This window comes from Nocardia sp. N2S4-5, assembly GCF_044628355.1.
Lineage (GTDB): Bacteria > Actinomycetota > Actinomycetes > Mycobacteriales > Mycobacteriaceae > Nocardia > Nocardia wallacei_B.
Map to the genome: position 1 here is coordinate 561,764 of NZ_JBIUPM010000001.1, position 17,321 is coordinate 579,084.

At 64.4% G+C, this 17,321-nt stretch carries 17 protein-coding genes, 1 pseudogene and 1 other annotated feature; of the genes and pseudogenes, 13 read left to right on the plus strand and 5 right to left on the minus strand.

The features are described from left to right. Positions 1-89 precede the first annotated feature (89 nt). Positions 90-624: pseudogene (locus tag ACFMRZ_RS02635) on the plus strand (transposase); the annotation flags it as partial. A 43-nt stretch (positions 625-667) separates the two neighbouring features. Here the strand turns inward: ACFMRZ_RS02635 and ACFMRZ_RS02640 are convergent. Further along, positions 668-1,060 (minus strand): DUF732 domain-containing protein, encoded by a 393-nt coding sequence (locus ACFMRZ_RS02640; protein WP_400177735.1) that lies wholly within the window; start codon positions 1,058-1,060, stop codon positions 668-670. 2 nt (positions 1,061-1,062) lie between these two features. On the opposite strand from ACFMRZ_RS02640, the gene ACFMRZ_RS02645 reads away from it, so the two are divergent. Together ACFMRZ_RS02645 and ACFMRZ_RS02650 are read left to right on the plus strand one after the other, a co-directional pair. Then, a protein-coding gene (locus tag ACFMRZ_RS02645) for an IS3 family transposase (protein WP_400177736.1) occupies positions 1,063-2,309 on the plus strand; the annotation gives its coding sequence in 2 pieces (ribosomal slippage) (positions 1,063-1,357 and positions 1,357-2,309; 1,248 coding nt in all). After that, positions 1,344-1,475, plus strand: a sequence feature (AL1L pseudoknot). It overlaps the preceding gene by 132 nt. A gap of 297 nt (positions 2,310-2,606) precedes the next feature. Then, entirely contained in the window at positions 2,607-3,872 is a 1,266-nt protein-coding gene (locus ACFMRZ_RS02650; RefSeq protein WP_400177628.1) for an IS256 family transposase, read from the plus strand. 286 nt (positions 3,873-4,158) lie between these two features. On the opposite strand, the gene ACFMRZ_RS02655 is transcribed toward ACFMRZ_RS02650, so the two are convergent. Further along, a complete protein-coding gene (locus ACFMRZ_RS02655; protein WP_400177737.1) occupies positions 4,159-4,308 on the minus strand; it encodes a hypothetical protein in 150 nt (49 codons plus the stop codon). A gap of 270 nt (positions 4,309-4,578) precedes the next feature. On the opposite strand from ACFMRZ_RS02655, the gene ACFMRZ_RS02660 reads away from it, so the two are divergent. The 7 genes from ACFMRZ_RS02660 to ACFMRZ_RS02690 all read left to right on the plus strand — a co-directional run bounded on the left by ACFMRZ_RS02660 (position 4,579) and on the right by ACFMRZ_RS02690 (position 8,740). Then, positions 4,579-5,046: a cytochrome P450 gene (locus ACFMRZ_RS02660; RefSeq protein WP_400177738.1), complete on the plus strand. Its 468-nt coding sequence runs from the start codon at positions 4,579-4,581 to the stop codon at positions 5,044-5,046. Beyond that, positions 4,991-5,263 carry a cytochrome P450 gene (locus tag ACFMRZ_RS02665; protein WP_400177739.1) on the plus strand — a complete coding sequence of 91 codons (273 nt, stop codon included), beginning with the start codon at positions 4,991-4,993 and terminating at the stop codon, positions 5,261-5,263. Before ACFMRZ_RS02660 ends, ACFMRZ_RS02665 begins: the two co-directional genes overlap by 56 nt. Next, positions 5,260-6,312, plus strand: coding sequence for a hypothetical protein (locus tag ACFMRZ_RS02670; protein WP_400177740.1), 1,053 nt, complete (start codon positions 5,260-5,262; stop codon positions 6,310-6,312). The genes ACFMRZ_RS02665 and ACFMRZ_RS02670 overlap by 4 nt, the downstream gene beginning before the upstream one ends. A gap of 107 nt (positions 6,313-6,419) precedes the next feature. After that, positions 6,420-6,599: a hypothetical protein gene (locus tag ACFMRZ_RS02675; RefSeq protein ID WP_400177741.1), complete on the plus strand. Its 180-nt coding sequence runs from the start codon at positions 6,420-6,422 to the stop codon at positions 6,597-6,599. A gap of 116 nt (positions 6,600-6,715) precedes the next feature. After that, positions 6,716-7,039 carry a transposase gene (locus tag ACFMRZ_RS02680; protein ID WP_280330709.1) on the plus strand — a complete coding sequence of 108 codons (324 nt, stop codon included), beginning with the start codon at positions 6,716-6,718 and terminating at the stop codon, positions 7,037-7,039. Then, on the plus strand, positions 7,039-7,956 hold the full coding sequence (locus ACFMRZ_RS02685; RefSeq protein ID WP_400177742.1) for an IS3 family transposase: 918 nt from the start codon (positions 7,039-7,041) through the stop codon (positions 7,954-7,956). Before ACFMRZ_RS02680 ends, ACFMRZ_RS02685 begins: the two co-directional genes overlap by 1 nt. Before the next feature lie 454 nt (positions 7,957-8,410). After that, entirely contained in the window at positions 8,411-8,740 is a 330-nt protein-coding gene (locus ACFMRZ_RS02690; protein ID WP_400177743.1) for a hypothetical protein, read from the plus strand. A 446-nt stretch (positions 8,741-9,186) separates the two neighbouring features. Here ACFMRZ_RS02690 and ACFMRZ_RS02695 read toward each other — a convergent pair whose 3' ends face one another. The 3 genes from ACFMRZ_RS02695 to ACFMRZ_RS02705 are packed head-to-tail and all read right to left on the minus strand — an operon-like array spanning position 9,187 to position 11,991. Continuing rightward, the gene (locus ACFMRZ_RS02695; RefSeq protein WP_400177744.1) at positions 9,187-10,218 is read right to left on the minus strand and encodes a hypothetical protein; all 1,032 of its coding nucleotides are present in this window, start codon (positions 10,216-10,218) and stop codon (positions 9,187-9,189) included. Between the two features lie 4 nt (positions 10,219-10,222). Then, positions 10,223-11,428, minus strand: a complete 1,206-nt coding sequence (locus ACFMRZ_RS02700) for an FAD-dependent monooxygenase (RefSeq protein WP_400177745.1) — start codon at positions 11,426-11,428, stop codon at positions 10,223-10,225. After that, complete coding sequence (locus tag ACFMRZ_RS02705) at positions 11,425-11,991, minus strand: carboxymuconolactone decarboxylase family protein (RefSeq protein ID WP_400177746.1); 567 nt, start codon at positions 11,989-11,991, stop codon at positions 11,425-11,427. The genes ACFMRZ_RS02700 and ACFMRZ_RS02705 overlap by 4 nt, the downstream gene beginning before the upstream one ends. A 1,014-nt stretch (positions 11,992-13,005) precedes the next feature. Here ACFMRZ_RS02705 and ACFMRZ_RS02710 point away from each other — a divergent pair. The 3 genes from ACFMRZ_RS02710 to ACFMRZ_RS02720 all read left to right on the plus strand — a co-directional run bounded on the left by ACFMRZ_RS02710 (position 13,006) and on the right by ACFMRZ_RS02720 (position 17,272). Further along, on the plus strand, positions 13,006-14,208 hold the full coding sequence (locus ACFMRZ_RS02710; protein WP_400177747.1) for a helix-turn-helix domain-containing protein: 1,203 nt from the start codon (positions 13,006-13,008) through the stop codon (positions 14,206-14,208). Between the two features lie 493 nt (positions 14,209-14,701). Beyond that, on the plus strand, positions 14,702-15,886 hold the full coding sequence (locus ACFMRZ_RS02715) for a helix-turn-helix domain-containing protein (protein ID WP_400177748.1): 1,185 nt from the start codon (positions 14,702-14,704) through the stop codon (positions 15,884-15,886). A 210-nt stretch (positions 15,887-16,096) separates the two neighbouring features. Further along, positions 16,097-17,272 carry a hypothetical protein gene (locus tag ACFMRZ_RS02720; RefSeq protein WP_400177749.1) on the plus strand — a complete coding sequence of 392 codons (1,176 nt, stop codon included), beginning with the start codon at positions 16,097-16,099 and terminating at the stop codon, positions 17,270-17,272. The last annotated feature ends 49 nt before the right edge of the window (positions 17,273-17,321 follow it).

Sequence of the window (17,321 nt, forward strand, 5' to 3'; positions counted from 1 at the left end):
GTGAGTGTCGAACCCCGGACATGAGGGTGGTCATCGCGTGATCCTTCAAGAGACCGACCAAAGTCACTGAAGGAAGAAAGTCCCACGCGATGACCGATATTCAGCGTATCGACCCCAGCCAGCTGCTGTCCGACCAATTGGCCGCCGCCAGTCCCGATCTGCTGCGTACTCTGCTGTCCACGTTCGTGCAGACCCTGATGGGCGCCCGAGGCCGACGCCGTCTGTGGTGCCGGCTACGGCGAACGCAGCGACGAGCGTGTCAACCACCGCAACGGCTACCGCCACCGCGACTTCGACACCCGCGTCGGCACCCTCGATGTCGCGATCCCGAAACTGCGCCAAGGCAGTTATTTCCCGGACTGGCTGCTCGAACGACGCAAACGCGCCGAACGGGCCCTGACCTCGGTGGTGGCGACCTGCTATCTGCTCGGTGTCTCCACCCGCCGGATGGAGAAGCTCGTCGAATCCCTGGGTATCACAACTCTTTCCAAGTCACAGGTGTCGATGATGGCACGCGATCTCGATGCCCAGGTCGAAGCGTTCCGCACCCACCCACTCGATCAAGGTCCATACACCTTCGTCGCCGCCGACGCCCTCGTACTCGAGGCGAGCGGTCGTGTGATTCCTTGGCAGCATGAATGCGCGCTGCCGGTGCGCGATGTCCGATTCACGATGCGAAGTTCGGGCACAAGTTCGTCGTCGCCGCGCTGACGAACAGCGTGCCCTGGCTGAACTGGTAAGCCCGCTCGACCGCGGATTCCTCGTCGAGAACCGACACGCCCGCGCGCAGGTGGTCGCAGGTGGCGTGTCCCGCGGTGATCATCTCGGCCGTCGACCGTCCGGGCAGTGTCGCGTTGTTGAGGGTGATCTCGTCGACGAACGCGGCTTCAGCGGTGCCGATATCGGTGGTGGCGGCGGCCGTTCCGCCTACCGCACATCCCAGTGCGGCAAGGGCGGCAATGCAGGCAATTGCGAAGGGGCGCCGGCTGGTTCGTTTGATCACCATGATGAACCGTCCTGGGTTGGTTGGAGACTCCCGTTTTTGCAAGGGAGACTGCATTCATGGGTGCACCACGGAAGTTCGACGAGGAGACCCGTGCTCGGGCGGTTCGGATGTATGAGGACCGGATCCGCGAGCACGGCGAGTCGATGGCCGCGGCGCGACGGCATGTGGGCGCGTTGCTGGATATCAAGCCGGCGACGCTGCGGAACTGGGTCGAGAAGTCCGAACGACCGGCCGCCGACCGGGATCCGGTGTCGGTTTCGGAGTCCGAGGAGTTGAAGGCGCTGCGTCGCGAGGTCTCCGAATTGCGAAGGGCCAACGACATTCTGCGGACGGCGAGCGCGTTTTTCGCGGCGGCGGAGGTCGACCGCCGACTGCGGTGATCGTCGACTACATCGACGCTCACAAGAACCGGTTCGGGGTCGACCCGATCTGCCGCGTGTTGACCGAGCACGGCGTGGCGATCGCCCCGTCCACCTACTACGCCGCACGCAAGCGCGGTATCAGCGCCGCGGTGTGGGCCGACGCGCACACCGCGAACGTCTTGTTGGACCTGTGGACGGCCAACCGGGGTGTCTACGGTGTGCGCAAACTCTGGCTCGCCGCACGCCGAGCCGGCCACATTCTCGGCCGTGATCAGGTCGCGCGCTTGATGCGGCTGGTCGGGGTCGACGGGGTGGTGCGTGGGCGGCGCACCACGGTCACAACCGACCGCGGCCGTGACCGACCCGCGCGGCACCCGGATCTGATCGGGCGGGCCTGGTCGCGGCCGACGCGTCCGGATCAGTGGTGGGTCGCCGATTTCACCTACTGCTGGACGCTGGCCGGGTTCTGCTACACCGCGTTCTGCGTGGACGTGTACTCGCGGCGGATCCTGGGCTGGCGTGTGATGACCTCGAAGGCGACGCCGTTGGTGACCTCAGTGCTCGAGCAAGCTCTGTTCACTCGCCGCAGGACCGATTTCCGTTTCACGGCAACAGGATTGATACATCATTCCGATGCCGGAGCTCAATACACCTCACTGGCCTTCACCGAAGCATTACAGGATTCCGGAATCACCGGGTCCATCGGCAGCGTCGGCGACGCCCTCGATAACGCGCTCATGGAATCGGCGATCGGGCTCTACAAAACCGAGTTGATCGACCGCCACCCCGCCTTCACCAGCCGAGCCGAACTCGAACGGGAAACAGCCTCGTGGGTGCATTGGTACAACACCGGGCGCCTGCACTCTGCGATCGGATACCTACCGCCGGTCGAATACGAACACCTCTACCATCAACAGACCATCTCGACCGAGGCGGCCTGAACCCGAGTCTCTACCGGATCCAGGACGGTTCATGATGTCATCCTCGTGTTCGGGGCCGTGGGTGTTGTAGTAGCAACGATCCCGCAGCCGACGTCGCGAAAGAACCCACCCCAGGGCTGAAGCGGGGCCACCCGAAGATAGGAGGATCGGGATGAAGTCCGTATGAGCGGAGGCTTGGACGAGGCGATTCGGCGCTCGACCAGTTCGGCCCGCCACGGCGGGACTGTCGGAACAACGGCGGATCTTGATCTCGGTCCGATCGGCCGGACCTGATGGTTCGGCAGGAAGGACCGACTGATGTCGGAGACACTGGCTGCCGTGGCGAAAGACGCGGTGGACACCAAGAAGCTGGCCGAGCAGCTGCTCGCGCAGGCCAAGGAACAGGGTATCGACCTGGTCGGGCCGGGCGGGCTGCTCAACCAGCTGACCAAGACCGTGCTCGAAACCGCGTTGGAGGCAGAGATGACCGAGCATGTCGGCTATGAGAAACACGACCCGTCCGGCCGTGGAACGGGCAACTCCCGCAACGGAACCCGAACGAAAACCGTGATCACCGAGATCGGCCCGGTCGGCATCGACGTGCCGCGCGACACCAATTCCTCGTTCGAACCCAAGATCGTCAAAAAGCGGCAGCGGCGCCTGTCTGGGGTCGACGAGATCGTGTTGTCGCTGACCGCGAAAGGCCTGACCACGGGCGAGGTTTCGGCGCATCTCGCCGAGATCTATGGGGCTTCGGTGTCGAAGGACACGATCTCGACGATCACCGAGAAGGTGGTCGCGGAGATGACCGATTGGTGCAACCGGCCCCTCGACGCCGTCTATCCGGTCTTGTTCATCGATGCCATCCACGTGAAGATCCGCGATGGTCAGGTGGCCAATCGACCGGTCTATGTGGTCATCGGTGTCACCACCGCCGGGGAACGTGACATTCTGGGGTTGTGGGCCGGCGATGGCGGTGAGGGAGCCAAGTTCTGGCTGCAGGTGTTGACCGAGCTGAAGAATCGTGGCGTGGCCGATGTCTGCATCGCGGTCTGCGACGGACTCAAAGGACTGCCCGAGGCGATCAACACCGTCTGGGCGCAGACGATCGTGCAGACCTGCGTTATCCATCTGCTGCGCAACAGTTTCCGTTATGCGGGCCGTCAGCATTGGGCCGAGATGAGCCGCGATCTCAACCCGGTCTACACCGCTGCGACCGAGGCTGCGGCTCGCGAACGGTTCGGCGAGTTCGCGGCGAAATGGGGCGAGCGTTACCCCGCGATCGTCAAACTCTGGGACAACGCCTGGCCCGAGTTCGTGCCGTTCCTCGACTACGACGTCGAGATCCGGCGAATCATCTGCTCCACCAACGCGATCGAGTCCCTGAACGCTCGCTACCGGCGCGCGATCCGCGCCCGTGGCCACTTCCCCAGCGAGCAGGCCGCGTTGAAATGCCTGTATCTGGTGACCCGTTCCCTGGACCCGACCGGGAAGGGTCGGGCACGATGGGCGATGCGGTGGAAACCAGCATTGAACGCCTTCGCCATCACCTTCGAAGGCCGGATCCACCCGACCGGGAACTAACCCACACCGAGGTCGGATCCGCCGTTAAACCGACAGTCCCGCCACGGCCCGCCCGGTTCGCTCAGTCCGCATGTGCCGATGCGCCGGCGTGGTCCAACTCGCGTCGCTGCCGGTTGTGGCCATGATGGTGCTGGTCAGGTGGGATCGGGCAGTCTGTGGCGGGCAACATCAGCACGGCTCTGACTACCGGGCGGTCGGTCATGAACGCGAACTGTGCGGCTGACCGCTGTTCGGCCCGATCGGGCCAGCGCGACCGGGTCGGCGGCCGCCGCGGCCCCGCGGTTGGTCAGTGCAAGTGGTCGCGGTTGTGGGGGTCGCCGGTCAACCACTGCATCACCGCGTGCTTGAGGCCGGGCGCGTAGGTGTCCTTGTCCAGCACGGTGGCACTTGCCAGCTTGGCGACATGGTGGGGCTGCGCCGGGGAGTTGTACTGCACGTTCGTTCTGCGGCATTGCCGTCAGCACAACCCGAACATCGCCATCTGAATCCGCAAGCCGAGCGACATGATCGAAGAGATGGTGCGCCGCCGACATATGTACGGGGCGAATGTCGAATATTCGTCTTGCGGTGTTCTCCGCAGCGGAGCTGTGGTCGACGATAACGGTGACGACCCCATCTGCTGAGGCGTCGGCGCCAGCACTTTCGAAGAAAGGTGTGGGCTGCCGGGGTGCTCGCGTTCGAGGCTTCATGGAGCGGATAATTTTCGATGACTGGTTCATCTGTTTCACATATATCCGCAGCTCCGGGAGGGCTACCGCTGGTCGGTCATGTGCTGCCACTGCTGCGTGATCCGTTGGCTTTCCTACGGTCGCTGTCCACCCAGGAGGACCTGGTCCGACTACGAATCGGAGCGACCGAGGCCGTACTTGTATGTACTCCCGAGCTCACGTGGAAGGTACTTCGGGAGGACCGGATATTCGACAAAGGCGGCCCGACGTTCGACCGGGCCCGGGAGGTGCTGGGAAACGGAGTCGGCTCGTGTCCCTACAGTGAACACCGACGGCAACGGCGTGCGATTCAGCCGGCGTTTCATCGCGACCGCTTCCGCTACTACGAACTGGCGATGGCCAAGCATATCGATGAGGTGGTCGGATCCTGGCGCGAGGGACAGGTCCTAGATGTTGCGGCAGAGACTCGGAAATTACCTCGCACGCGGCGGTGGAGTCGATGTTAGCCCCTACCTCATCCACCACCGCAGCGACGTGTACCCCGACCCCGAGGCATTCGACCCCGACCGGCGGGACAACGCCCAGCCTCCGTCCCACGCGTATCTACCGTTCATCGCAGGTCCTCGCAAATGCGTGGGCGACACCTTCGCCATGACCGAAATGGTGCGCATGAATCTCACCGCACGCTTCCCACATCGGTCGGCCCATGGGGCCGTACCATGACAACTCGCGCGGCAGCTCCAGAGGTCACCATTCCACCCATCTGGTGCCCCATTGAGCCCCGCGTCCATCCCCAGCAGTCGCAGATCGAAACCGCCGTCATCGAATGGCTGAACAACTTCGAGTTCGCCCCGGAAATTCGCCGGCGCGGCGTTGCCACCCGCTCTGGTAGCTGGGCCAGCCGTGTCGCTCCCGACGGCGACCTCGGACGAACAGTGATCCAGGCATGCTGGGCATGCTGGGCCTTCCTCTTCGACGACCAGTACATCGACGATGGGTCTATTGCACGCGTACCCGCTGAGTGCAACCCACTGATGTGTCGCGTACTCCACTCCGCGGTCCACCCCGAGACCGCTGACGGCGAACCCTTCTCCACCGCACTCACCGATCTCGTAACCCGCTACCGCAGCGCCACCACCTCGCCAACTCTGTTCCAGCACTGGCTCAGTTGCCACTACGTCTGGCTGCTGGGCAGCGCATGCTCGGTCAGTGACCGCTCTGCCGGCCGTGTCCGATCCGTCGATGACCACATGATCATCGGGCCGCTGGACCGCGCCAGCGCACTCACCACCACGATGATCGAAATCAGCGAAGGCACCGAACTGCCGACGGCCGAGCGCGACCTCCCACACGTCAGAGCATTGACAGGAGCCGCGCATATCCTCGAGACCTGTTACAACGACATCGGCTCCTACCACCGCGAAGTCCAGCAAGACGCCCCCGAGTCCGACCTCGTCTATCTCCTGCAAACTGCCCACCACCGCACACCTCGAGACGCCATGGCCGACGCCGCCGCAATGCTGGACCGCGTCATGACTCTCTTCCTCACACTCCGCGACCAGTGCTGGCCCACCGCCAGCCAGCAATTGCGGCGATACCTCACCCAGTTGTCCAACAAGATCCGAGGAAATCTCGACTTCCAACGCGAGACACCGCGCTACAGCACCGGACCCGGCCCCGCCTTCGACTACACCGACCACCCCACCGACGGGCGCCTCATCCCCGTATCGCCCTCCATCGCGTGGTGGTGGGACCTCGTAGCTCGACACTGAAGCCGGGGTCGACGGTACTGTAACTATCCCAATTCGGTGGTGATGCCGCGGTGACGGCAGAATGGGGCGGTATGCGGGGTGAATGCGCCTGCCGCCGTGGTGCTTTCGTGGTTGTCGCCCGGTGGAAGGAGCGCTTATCGTGGCTCCGCACCCTGATCAGCGCGGTAGTCGTGGTGACAAGGTTCTGGCCTCATGAGGCTGGAAACGACACCACCGGCCCGATGATCGTGCTGACCGCCGAGCCGGTGGTGCAGCTGCTGCACTCGATCCTTGGCCTGATCAGCTGATCGAGTGCGGTGCCGAGGGCCCGAATCTGCTGGTGACACAGCGGGTTCGTGAGGTTCACCCCGGGTTGTGGACACCGAGTTGACAGGATCACTGATCCTGTTGAAAGGATGTCTGCATGCCTCCTCGTAAGCGCCGGTCGTTCACGGCCGAGTACAAGGTCGAGGCTGCGCATCGTGTGATCGATTCCGGTCGCACGGTCGCCGAAGTTGCCCGGGAACTGGGCATTCACGAGAGTCTGCTGGGGACGTGGGTCAAAGACGAGCGGCGCAGGATCGCTGCCGCCGAGATTCATGGTGAAAAACCCCTCGATGCGGCGGAGCGAGCCGAGTTGCAGCGACTGCGAAGGCAGGTCGCTGACCAGGACAAAGACATCGCGTTCCTGAAAAAAGCGTCGGCGTACTTTGCCGCGATGCAGACGAACCGGCCCGGTTCGATCTGATGGCCGAGTACGCCGGCCCCGACACTGTCACCGGCGTTGCTGGTACTGATCAGCCTGCAGGGCACCGGTTTTCGATTCGCCGCATGGCACGACTGCTGCAGGTGTCGAAGTCGGGCTACTACGCGTATGTGAAGCGCAGGGCGGCAACGGTTCTCACCGACCGGCAGCAGCGGCGTGCGGATCTGGAAACGAAGATCGCCACGGTGCATCGCGAATCGCACGGCACCTACGGATCACCGCGTATCACCGGTGAGCTACGCGATCAGGGCGAACGGGTCTCAGCCAAGACCGTCGCCAAGATCATGGCCTCCGCCGGGCTCGAAGGGATCAGTCCCCGAACGTTCAAAGTGCGCACCACCGTGGCCGATCCGGCGGCGTCGTTCCCGCCGGATCTGGTGAAGCGCTGCTTCGACCAGGGCCGCCCCGACGCTGTCTGGACGACCGATATCACCTACCTGACCTGTGGTCACGGGGATCTGTTCCTCTGCGCTATCCGTGACGGCCACACCCGCAAGGTGCTCGGCTACAGCCTGGCCGATCATATCGGCGCCGATATGGTCACCGAAGCCATCGATGCCGCGGTCGCGGTGCGCGGCGGCCGAGCCCAGGGCACGATCCTGCACTCGGATCGCGGCGGGGAGTTCACCGCGCATCTGACCGCGCAAGCCTGCCGGCGGCACGGGCTGCGCCGGTCGATGGGAGCGACCGGAATATGCTGGGACAACAGCCCTTCCGAATCGCTGTGGTCAAGTTTCAAACACGAGCACTACTACCGGCACACCTACGCGACGAAGACCGAACTCGTTGTCTCGGTTGACAAGTGGATGAACTACTACAACACTACCCGGCGGCACTCCGCGATCGGGAACCAAAGCCCCGACAACTACGAGCGTTCACTTCGAACCGCTGCCGCCTGAAAATCTGTAAGCCCCTGTCCACCATCCGGGGTGAACCTCATCGGGCCCTTCTCGACGCTCAGGAGCGTCGTCCCGCTGCCTATCAACAAGTGGAGACTCAACCGGTTAACGGATTGAGTAAAGCAGGCGCTCTCGGGGATTTCCTGTACTCCTACTAGCGAACCCACTGGTCACAGCCTTACATTGAGTACAGGATATGAGGGGAAACCCTCACCCTTGACGGGAATGTCGGTCAGCGTCCGGGTATCGGTGGGGCAGGGTGGTGCGCGTCTGCCGCGCCGCCGCGCGGTCGAGCCGGTCGGCGAGGTCGTCGGCGCGAGTCCACGAAGTGGCCGGACAAGTTCACGCCTCCGCCCGCTCGGTCGGTGGGTTTGTCCGCTAGTAACGCCCACGTCGCAACGGTTCTCCGGTTGTTTCGTGTCGTTTGTCGGTGCGCTGCCGCACCATCGGTTCCATGAGCGCGCACGACAGCACCAACGAAGCCAGCATCGCCGCGGCCCAGGCCGCTGGATGGCCGGAGTTGACCGGCACGCCTCCGCAGATCGGGTGGGCCAACACCATCCGCGCTGAGAAGATGCGCGACTACGAAGCCGCCGCGCCGAGCATGTCGGCGGCCGATCAAGTCCGATTCCGGGAGGTCATGCTGCGCCAGACCAAGGCCGGGGCGTGGATCGACAACCGGTCGCACCCGTGGCAGACGATGCTCGTCCTCAACTTCACTCCTGAGGAACTCGCCGAGCTGCGGGCGAAGGTCGACAGTTCCTCCAACCCGAGCGACTCGTAACCCGGGCCAGCCGCCGGTCTCTCCAGGGTCCGGCTTGTCTTCCGGCGGTGGTCATTTCCGCGTGTGTCCCAACGACCAGGTCGACGGACTTCTCCGGTCCGCCAGTTCGTACACGCGTTGAGAATCGCTGCGGCGCTTCGCGTCCGGATAGGCATCAATGTCTCATTGTGGTCGCGGCGCAGATTATCGAGCCAGTCCGGAACGTGCGGCGTCGGCGCTCGTATGGTTGCCATGGCTGCGGCGTGCACTCTGGGCCAGAGGTTCACTTCGTGGCTGTGCGGCACTGCGGATCGGTAGCCGCCGCCCTTGAGCCCGAACAGGTCGGCCGCTTGCTTGTTCGCGATACCCAGAACAGGTCGGACGTACGCCGACGTGGTCCGGTTCATCGAGACCCGTTGTGGCTGCCCGTTCGTCCACGGCGTCATGCATGCTCGTGCGCGGTGTGGTCAGTTGGTGTGCCAGTGGCAGCGGCAGGCGACGAGGGTGAGGCCGGGGCCGACGCCGAAGATGAGGCCCTCCCCGGAGTTCGTGGGTGGGTCTGTGAAGAAGCGGGCGGCGACGTCGAGGACGGAGGCTGCGCCGGCGTTGCCGAGGTCGCGGAGGCTGTGCTGGGAGAGCTGGAGTAGACGGGGGTCGAGGGCTTTCCCGAGGGTGTCGAGGATGCGTGGTCCGCCGGGATGGCTGATCACGAATTCCGGTGTGGCGCCGAACCATTCGACGAGCTCTGGCAGTGCGTCGGTGAGGGTGTCGTAGAGAGCTGGGGAGTTGAACAGGTGCCAGCCGTCGGTGCGGGTTGCGGCGCCGACGATGTCGCTGGTGCCGGGCGCGGTGCGTTCCCAGGTGTCGGTGATCGATAGCCGGGGTGCGTCGGGGGTGTCGGTGCGGACGACGCAGGCGGCCGCGGCGTCGGAGATCAGTCCGCGGAAGATCATGGTGTCCGTGCCGGTGTCGTCGGGGTGGATGTAGGGGTAGAAGACGTCGGCGCAGACGATGAGGATGTGTTCGCCGGGTGCCGATGCCGCGAGCTGGGTGGCTCGGGCGATGGCGAATGCGCCACCGGCACAGCCCATTTGAGTGACCGGCAAGCGGCGTGTGTGTTCCGGGAGGCCGAGACGGTCGATGAGCGCGACGTCGATGCCTGGGATGGTGTGCCCGCCGGCGCCGGCGTAGATCAACCATCCGACGTCGCGGCTCGAGACACCCGCGGCGTCGAGAGCGCCCCGGGCTGCGGTCTCGCTGAGGGCGAGCGCGTCCTCGTGATGGCGGCGGGCCCGGTCGTCGTGACGGCCGTTGGTGTCGGAGAGTTCGATCAGTGGGCGGCTGACCCAGTGGTTGTCCACCCCGGTTCGCCTCATGAGAGCTAATGCTCGATCCAGACGCGGGTGGTCGGTATATCTCTGGCGGAAGTGGGTGATCAGTTCGTCGGTCGAGACGCGGTGGGGTGGGAGCGCGACGGTGGGCGGGCTCAGGCTCGGCATGTGGTCAAACCTCGCTTACTGAGGTGTCGGTGTAGAGATAGTGGGTGGTGCCGTCGAGGGTGTGCTGGGTGAAGGCGTGCATCGTCGCCGCGTTCATGTCACTCCAGTGCGGTGGTGTTTCGATCTGATCGCGGCCGATGCGGCGGCCGAGGAGGGTCAGCCGGTTTCCGGCCGGGCAGCGTTGCCGGTCGTAGAAGGCCAGGGCGGCCGTCGGTGAGCTGGTCGCACCTAATGCTTCTTGGAAGCATCGCGCGTCGTCGAGCGCTTTGACCGCTCCGCTGGCGGTGTGTGGTCGGGCCAGGGCGCCGGCGTCGCCGGCGAGGACGAACGGTCCGCGAGTGTATTGCGTGGTGGTGAGGTCGAAAATCGGATGTATCGCAACGGTGCGGGTCGCGGCGATCAGTTCGGCCCATCGCGGCGGGAGCGATTCGGCGGCAAGGCGTTCGACGAAGCCGGTGTGTTCGGGGTCTGTGCCGTCCGGTTCGAAGCGGGCAGCGCTGACGGGTGTCGGCGGGTACGCGTACAGGGCCCAATTCAAGTTTCGGCCGCCCCTGCCGTCGGGAATCAGGTAGAACACGGCCTGGCCGTGTGGAAACACGACGGTGACATAGGCATTCTCGAGTTCGGGAACCGGCTGCGGTACAGCAGATTCGGGATATGTCCCGCGCCACAACACGTAGTCGACGGGTTGCGGTGCGGTGCCGGGGACGACGGCAGGCCGTACGGTGGAACGGTAGCCGTCGGCTCCGATCACGAGGTCGAACTGCTCGGTGACACTGTTGCCGTAAACGATTGCCGCACAGCCGTCGTCGATGGTCTCGATGTCCGTGACCCGGGTTCCGGCGCGGTAGTCGACCTCGGTGATGGCTGCGCGCAGTGTCTGCCACAGGATTGCCCAATTGCACAATGCGACCGGGCTCGGCTGGTGCCACAGCACCTGTTCCGCACCGGTGGATCGAGGGTTGCGAACGATCCAGATTCGCTGCGTCACGGGATGGTTCGGCATTGCCGGGTCCAGGAATCCCGACTCGGCGAGTGCTCCGATCGTGGTGGGTGGCATGGCGATCCCGTATCCGCGTTCCTGTAGCCGGTGCGTGCTGCGTTCGGCGACGACGACCGAAGCACCGGCGCGGTGCGCCGCCAAGGCCATCGCGCAACCGGCCACGCTGCCACCGAGCACCGCGATCCGCAGCGCCGGGCGCGGCGTCATCGTGCCGCCTGCCGGGATCGGGCTCGCCAGGCGGACGTGAGTTGCTCACCGGCCGCGTCGATTTCGGGGTCGGTGGAATTGATGACGGTAGTGAACATGCGCACGATCCCGACGACGTAGAGGGCCTCGATCGCACGGCGGACCCCGAAATGGGCAACCAGGTCGGCCATGGTGTCGGCATCGCAGCCGGTGGAGCGCAGGCCCGCGGTTCCGGCGCGGATGAGGGCAGCGTCGGCGGTATCCGGCCAGGGCGAGGGATCCTTGCCGCTCAGCCGGTCCAGATCGGCGCCCCCGACTCCGGCCGCGGTGGCTTGAGGAAGGTGCTGGATCCACTCGTAGTCGCAGTGCGTTTCGTGGGATACGAGCATGACCAGAAGTTCTCGATGTCTCGCGGACAGGTCGAGTGTCGTCATCATGCGTGCCGCGAGTTCCAGCAAGGTGGGAGTGAGCGATGCCGCATGGGCCGTGAGCCGCACGATGTTGATGACCGCCGGGAAGTCGGCAAGTGCCGCCGCGGTCTCGGGATTGTCGGACAGGTTGTCGGGGTACGGCACGCGTGCCATAGGTATGAGATCCCTCTCTGTTCATGCGTAACTGGTTGCAGAAGAAGGTGTTCGGACTCGGAGTGGGCTGCTCGGACAGCCGTCGGGCTGGACACCGCGACAGTCGGGCAGCGCAGTAACGGCGTCGCGCAGCCCGGGTGCACACCGCCGGGCACGCGCGGGGACCGCTTCGGCCACATCGCGCTTCGGCCACATCGGTGTCGAAAAGTGCTGCTATCTGCGATATTTCGTCGCACCGTCCTTGACCCTCACCTCGGTAACCACCAACCACATCGATCCGGGACGTCGTGCACTGGCCCAGCCGCGACGAGATGGATGGAGATATCGACTCTCAGGATCGGCGGTCGGCAGCCCGAGGAGAACCCAGCCACACGCATGATCGTCATGCGCCGCCTGCATAACCTTTCGGCCCTCTGCACGACTCGGTCGTGTCTCCCAATGACCTGAGCCATCCGACGATGAGGGCCAGCGTGAACCGTCTGTCGCCCTTCTGACGATTCCCGGCCGCCGCGTCTACACCCGCGGACACATCGACTTCGTCCACGATCACCAGCGGCTTGGCCTTCACCCATGAGCCATCGGTGCTGAGACTCTTCCAAGGAAGATTCAGCCCGGCCGACCGGATGGTCCGGTCTCAGGCGTAGCTCCGGAACCCGCCGCGCCGGCTCGAATTTGCTGAAAGTTTCGACAGCTCCGTGGGTTTCCTCGATAGATTCGGGCTATTACACGAACGTGCACTCTTGTGAACTCAATACTGCGGGCAACCGAGGTCACCTCACGGCGAGTGAGAACCGGAACAAGACCGCCCCGGGAGGCCGGGGTATCGGGTACGTCGCGAACGACGCAACGCCGGACCGTGACGGCGGCGTAGAAGGCCTGTCCGGCAACGGGTGTCGTTCCACCGCTCGCGCCGAGCCCCTACTTGTCCAGGACGGTTCCACCGCGCATTACGCCGTGTACGGCCGGCCGCATCGGGTTCCTCAGCTGCCAGTGGCGGCCTGGCGGACCGACGAGATGCGTAAAGCGCTGCAGAGCAAGGACATCGGCGTCGTGCTGCGTGCGTGGCGACACCATGAAGACCACGGACGCCGACCCGTTCCGCAGGCGATGCTCGCCGGTGCGCTCGGCGTCACGCAGGGCCAGCTCAGCCGAATCGAAAACGGCCGCAACCGGGTTCGTGATCTCGACAAACTGAGTCACTATGCGCGGGTGCTCGGTATCCCCGCCGAGTTGTTGTGGTTCGAACTGGACGACACCGCGCAACCGCAACCGTCGGCGCCGACCGCGGAAAGACTTCGATTACCCAGCGGTGCCCTCATCGCGACCTCCGTTCGTGCGCCCGAGCCGATCCTGGTCGGGTCGCTGCTGTCCACACTCGAGGAGTACGTGCGTGCCGACAGGCTGGCCGGGTCGTCGTCGCTGCTCCCGGTAGTGGCTCAGCAGGAGCGATTCATCGACCAGCTCGAGAAATCGGGCGATGCGGCGGTCCGTTCGGAATTGGGCACGGTGCACGCTCGATACGCCGAGTTCCTCGGCTGGTTACACCAGGATTCCGCGAACCTCCCCGCCGCGGCGGAGTGGACAACTCGCGCCGCGGCGCTGGCCCGCGAAGCCCGCGACGACAACCTCCTGTCCTACATCCGGTTGCGGCAGAGCAGTGTCGCGGTCGACGCAGGGGATGCGCACCAGGCGCTCGACCTGGCCCGGGCAGCACTGCAAGCTCCGGTGGATCTGTCGCACCGTCACCGTGCGATGGCACAGTGTCAATTCGCCCGCGGCTATGCCCGTCTCGGTAACGTCGAGGACTGCCGCAGCGCCCTCGACCGGGCGGCTCGGCACGCCACGCGACCCGGTGAAGCGGCCGAGCCCGCCCAACACTGCACACCCGACCATGTCGCCATGGAAGCGGCCGGCTGCCTGGTCGATATCGGATATCCCGAACAGGCAATAGACGCTCTGGAACCCCGATTGCCGCACTGGCGACCGGAAGACCGGCGCGACCTCGGCCGGAGCCTGGCAATCCTGGCCATCGCACTGGCAGCCACCGGCGAACCCGACCGGGCGGTCGAGGCCGCAGCGCACGCCCTGGTCATCGTCGCCGAAACCCATTCCACGCGAACCGAAACCCAGCTCTACCGATTGATCCGGCAACTCCACGCCATCGGAGCGCACGACCAGGCAGCCGAACTTCGCATCACATTGCACAGGGCCCTCTAGTCCTACACGAGACGTGACGGACCGCGATTCCGCTTACGTCGAGGTGGGATAAATGGTGTCGCGGCGTAGATAAGCAGCCGGTCGGTATTCTTCTGATTTCGAGGGTATTGCCGGATATGCGTCCTGCGCATACTCCTATCTGTTATGTAAAGCGTTGGTTTTTTGCCTCACCGCTCGGATAATATTGAACTGTCGTCCGGACGAATCTCGAGCGTGCCACCACGGTAATGGCGGCGCTCTGCGATAGATGTGGAGGCCGGTAAGGCTGGTTTATGGAATGACGAACCTATCGGGGATCCGAACCAACCACCCTGCTTTGTTCTTCAGTGGTGGACGGCCCGCGGCCCACAGCGATTCTCGTGCATGTATGCGGTGTGGAACTCGGCTGGCGCGCGACAACGATACTTCACTCTGTGCTGCCTGTGGACGCTCCGGGCCGGGAATCCCACGACTGCCGGCAGAGGCATGGCGGAGCGGCGAGATTCGTCATGCCTTGCGCGACAAAGATATCGGCGGTGTCATGCGGGCATGGCGACGCCACGCCTCACATGGATCCCGCCCCGTCCCACAAACCGTGCTCGCGCACGAGCTCGGCATCACGCAAAGCCAACTCAGCCGCATCGAGAACGGCCGCCACCGCATTCGCGATCTGGACAAACTCACACACTACGCCCGCACACTCGGCGTGCCGGCCGAACTGTTGTGGTTCGAACTCGACGAACCGGTACCGCGTCTGCCGGTCGCCGAGCCGCTGCAACTTCGCAACGGCGCCGAAATACCCGCCGTCACTTCGGTCGCGGAGCCCGGGCTGTCCGATTCGCTATTGGCGACTCTCGACGAATATGTGCTCGCAGACCGGCTCGCCGGCTCGCGTGCGTTACTGCCGATCGTCACCCAGCAGACGAGGTTCATCGACCACCTTCAACGCACCGGACAGGCCGGTACCCGTGCGGAACTGAGAGGTGTACAGGCCCGTTTCGACGAGTTCCTCGGCTGGCTGCATCAAGATGCCGGAAACCTCCCCGACGCCGCTCGATGGACAGCGCGCGCCGCGCGTCTCGCTCAGAAGACTCGCGACCATCACCTGCTGTCGTATGTCCGTGCGCGACAAAGCAGTCTGGCCGCCGACGCCGACAACGGCCACGCTGCGGTAGACCTTGCTCGCTCGGCGCTGGGTGCGGCGGCGGAACTGACACACCCGCAGCGCGCGATGGCGTTGTGTCAACTCGCCCGCGGACATGCCCGGCTCGGCAACACCGACGACTGCATCCGGGCTCTCGACCACGCGATCCATCATGCAAGACATCCGGATAACGGCAGCGGCAATCTCGCCTGTCACTGCACAACCGAATACATCACCATGGAAGCGGCAGACTGTCTCATCCAGCTGGACCGCCCGGCGGAGGCCATCGATATCCTCGAGCCCCGGCTGCCCGACTGGGCCCCGGAAGACCGCCGCGACCTCGGCCGCAGCCTGGCCCTGCTGGCCGTCGCGCTGGCGCGGACCGACGAACTCGACCACGCCCTCGAGGTCGCCGACCACGCCCTAGCCATCACCGCCGAAATCCGCTCGGCCCGAATCGAACGCGAGCTGTATCGTCTCATACGACAACTCCACCTCCTCGGGGGAACGGATAAAGCAGCCGAACTCCGGACCGCGGTTCACAATGCGCTCTGATTCCGCCCGTCGTCCTGCCCGGTCCACAGGTCACCAAAGATTGGTTCAGTATTGACCGGCTGGCATCGCCGGCAATTCGGATCGCGGCGCATTGATCGCCCGATATGCGCGAGGGGAATTATCCGTATGCGCAGGCCGGTCTCGGATCGTGTAGCTGCCGGGCGATAATGGACTCGACGAACATGTGAGGTCGCGTATTTCGGTCCACGTGTGGCAATCCTGCAAAAAGATGTGGCCGATGAGAGGAGCCGTATGACCGATCAGCCCATCGCGCAGCGATCACTTTCGATTCCTCCAGGCACTCGTCACCATCTACCTTCACCACAGCACCAGCAGTCGCGCCGAACTCCCCACGCTCAGCGGGGGATGTCCGAGTCGCAGTTGTATGACATCTTCGACGACTTTCCCCGGCCGAAATATCCCTTCCCCGACATCATCCCGGACTACCTCGAACAGCTGCGTGTGGAAGCGGATCGGTGGATCGACGAGGACTGCTTGTTCAACGGTCCCGCCGACAGGACGCGGCACAAACGTCATCGTTTCACCGACCTGTCCGCGTGCTCGATGCCGTACCTCACCTACGCCGAACAGCTGCCACCCAGCCGCTATACCTGCTTCGGTGCCATCCTCGACGACTACCTCGACCACACCGGCCGCAACGAGACGCTCGCTGTCGGCGACCGGATCCGCGACTGCCTCCGCGGCCGCGTCACTCCCGGACCGGACGAGCACGGTTTCTATCGCCAGTTCCGCTTCGTCTACGACGACGCCCGCGCAGCCGAAGTGCCCGAAAGTATCTACGACCGTTTTGTCACCGCCATCGATCACCTCGTCACCGCGTACGCCGACGAGAAGAAATGGAAAGAAACCGACACCCCGCCGCCGCTGCCTGTCTACACCACTTTGCGCATCCGCACCGCCGGCGTCATCCCTTACTGCGAATACACCGCCCTCCAACACGACTACCGCAACCTGCCCGAGTCCGTCCTTACCCACCCGCACATCCGGCGCCTGCACGAACTCGTGAGCGAATTGGTCGGTCTGCACAACGACTTCTACTCGTTTCCCCGCGAACTCACCCGCCACGGTGACGTCATCAACATTGTCGCCGTACTCGCCCGCGAACACTCGATCTGCTACGAAGACGCCTGGTACGCCGCGATCGAGTTACACGACTCCGTACTATGGGAATTCGTTGTCCTGCAACAGAACCTGCCCGACTTCGGTCCGTGGCAGGACACCGCCGAACGCTATGTCACAGCATTGAGCATCAACATTCAAGGCTGTAACACCTGGCATCAGCGGACCAGTCGACGTTACACCCCCGGAGCCTACGTCGAGCCGGTCGATAACCGACCACCATGGGGCCGCCGCACGGAAAGGTGACATTGATCCGACTTGCCGTGACAGGAGAAAAGCGATGCCTAATAGGGAT